Annotated in this window: 1 protein-coding gene and 1 pseudogene; both read left to right on the top strand. The window is 67.0% G+C overall.

The window, feature by feature from the left end:
• The first annotated feature begins 197 nt into the window (after positions 1-197).
• Entirely contained in the window at positions 198-527 is a 330-nt protein-coding gene (locus tag AC04MI_RS24920) for a hypothetical protein (RefSeq protein ID WP_436001292.1), read from the top strand.
• Positions 528-805: 278 nt separating this feature from the next.
• A pseudogene (locus tag AC04MI_RS24915) lies at positions 806-1,847 on the top strand (hypothetical protein); the annotation flags it as partial.

The following is a 1,847-nucleotide window of genomic DNA, read 5'->3' as shown; positions in this document are numbered from 1 at the left end:
GGGGTCGGGTGTGCGATATCGGGAGATCGGTGTTTGCCGCCCGACTGCGGGCCCTTGGAATGCCGGCGCTGCCGGCTCACCGCTTCGGTGGATGCGTGGGCAAGTGCAGGGTGTGTGTGGGCAAATGCCCCATCGTGTGGGAGCCAAGTAGCGCGTCTGTTGCGTGTTGTAAGGGCCAGAAGCTGGAGGGAGATTGGATGACGAAGGTGGTGGATGAGGCAGCGGTGATGGAGGCCCTGGCAGCAGGCGGAAGCCTGGTGCGCGTGACGTCATCCAAAGCGGGGGCGAGCTGGTATGTGGGCCCGGACAATGTCCAGATCGACGCCTCCGTGGCGGAGGCGGTGGCGCTGCGGCCGGATGTGAGTTGTCTGGATGGCCCGGTCGGGCGCATGGTGTGGGAGTACGTGCTCGCATCACGGCGGGATCAGGCGCTCGATGCCAGGCTGCAACAGCGCGCCGCTGCACGTGCCGACTATGATGGCGAGGCGCTACCGGCCCGGGCCAGACCCGCAGCTGAGATAGCCTGAGCTTCGATTCCGAGGATATCGGGCAGGGGAAAGCAGCCCCACGGATATTTATAGTCTAACGAAAGTTGTATATGATCGGCAGGACCCCTCTTGGCGTCCATCCGATGAGCAAARTTACCCGCCTATTCCCCCCGACGGGCCCCGAGGCCCAGTCCGAGGCCACCGCTACCGATACGCAATCGGCGCCTGTGAGCGCCCCGGGAGCTCCCCCGCAGCCTTCGGGGCTCAGTGCGGGATGGCTGGCATCGCTGACGCCAGCGGCGTTGGAAGGCGAGGACATGGACCCGGATGTGGTGGAAGAGCCGGGCCCGCAAGAGCCAGCTGCGGCGGACGAAATGGCGCGAGGTCCTGCGGCGCCCCCCGTCACGGTGGCGGCGGTCGCCGAAGCGCCTGCCGCGCCCTCGCCGAAAGAAGATCCCGCGCCTGTGAGCGCGAGCGCCCCAGCCAGTGGGACGGTCATGGATCAGCTTGTGTCGCAGATGCGCCAGTTCGATTCGGCGGCGCTGGCCGATGAGGACGCCACTGTGCGATCGAAGGCTGAGCAGAGCTGGCAGCGGCTGTTGGATCACGCCCTGCGCGTGGATCGCGCCTATGACGGCGTGACGGAGGCGGCAAAGCAGCATCTGCCGAGCAGGCTGGCGAAGGAACTTGCCGGCGTGCTCAACGCCGCCGATGCTCACCGCACTGCGGCCGCCGAGCGGTCTGTGGGTGGTGGCGCCGGTGGTCCGCGGGGGCATGGTGGCGGCCACGATGGTGGTGGGATGTCGGCAGCGATCGATTCGCTGATTCGGTCGCCGGTGACGCTCGTGCAGGCCGGCGGCTCTGCGATGCTGGATGGTCTGCGAAAGGCCCACAGCGTGGCCAACGATGCCCTGGGGCGTCGCCGCCAGACTGCCTACGATGTGCTGGCGCGCCAGGTGAAGAGCGTGGCCTCGGATATCGAGGCCGACGCGCAGTGGCTCCGGGCGCACGGGCTGGAACAGGTCGTCGACGAGATCAAGGCCAGCGGGATGACGCCCAGCGATGCGGTGGCCGAGATGGAGCGTGGCGGCAAGCTGGAAAGGTTGGGCTTCCAGGCCAAGGGCGTGCTCGGTGAGCCGGACGTCATGGACCGCATGTCGAGCATGAACGACAAGCTCAAGACGCTGTCCGAAAAGAGTCAGCGCCTGGTGAAGGCCGGCCAGGTGGCCGACCGCGACGCCGAGCAGGTGGTGGAGCCGGCGATGAAGCAGGTGCAGGACGCGCTGGAGGGCATGCCGGAAGTCGGCAAGGACGGCAAGTTCAAGGTACTCAACGACAAGGTGCAGGAGATCGTGGACA

This window comes from Acidovorax sp. LjRoot204 (assembly GCF_056175785.1).
This window is presented reverse-complemented; position numbering and strand designations above follow the sequence as displayed.

What these genes read in the sequence shown, in the direction of transcription:
- AC04MI_RS24920 (WP_436001292.1), top strand. Translation starts at nt 198, where the DNA reads ATGACGAAGGTGGTGGATGAGGCAGCGGTGATGGAGGCCCTGGCAGCA.